This window comes from Alishewanella longhuensis (assembly GCF_014653435.1).
Taxonomy (GTDB): domain Bacteria; phylum Pseudomonadota; class Gammaproteobacteria; order Enterobacterales; family Alteromonadaceae; genus Alishewanella; species Alishewanella longhuensis.
On the sequence record NZ_BNAO01000028.1, the window covers coordinates 1 to 606 of the forward strand.

Here is a 606-nt window from a genome sequence, read left to right on the forward strand (position 1 = left end):
CGGCCTGCGCGGAAGATGTAACGGGGCTAAAATCATCCACCGAAGCTGCGGATTCATCCTATGGATGAGTGGTAGAGGAGCGTTCTGTAAGCCTGCGAAGGTGTCTTGAGAAGGATGCTGGAGGTATCAGAAGTGCGAATGCTGACATGAGTAACGATAAGGGGAGTGAAAAACTTCCCCGCCGAAAGACCAAGGGTTCCTATCCCATGCTAATCAGGGTAGGGTGAGTCGGCTCCTAAGGCGAGGCTGAAAGGCGTAGTCGATGGGAAACAGGTTAATATTCCTGTACCGGCCAATACTGCGATGGGGGGACGGAGAAAGCTAGGCAAGCGCGGCGTTGGTAGTCCGCGTGAAAGTGCGTAGGTTGAGAGACTAGGAAAATCCGGTTTCTTAAGACTGAGACACGAGACGAGTCACTAAGGTGACGAAGTTGCTAACGCTCTGCTTCCAGGAAAAGCCTCTAAGCTTCAGGTATTGGTGACCGTACCCTAAACCGACACAGGTGGTCAGGTAGAGCATACCAAGGCGCTTGAGAGAACTCGGCTGAAGGAACTAGGCAAAATAGTACCGTAACTTCGGGAGAAGGTACGCTCTTGTGTGTGAAGG

Annotated in this window: 1 rRNA gene; it reads left to right on the plus strand. The window is 52.1% G+C overall.

From position 1 onward, the window contains the following. Window positions 1–606, plus strand: a 23S ribosomal RNA gene (locus IE163_RS17660); the annotation flags it as partial.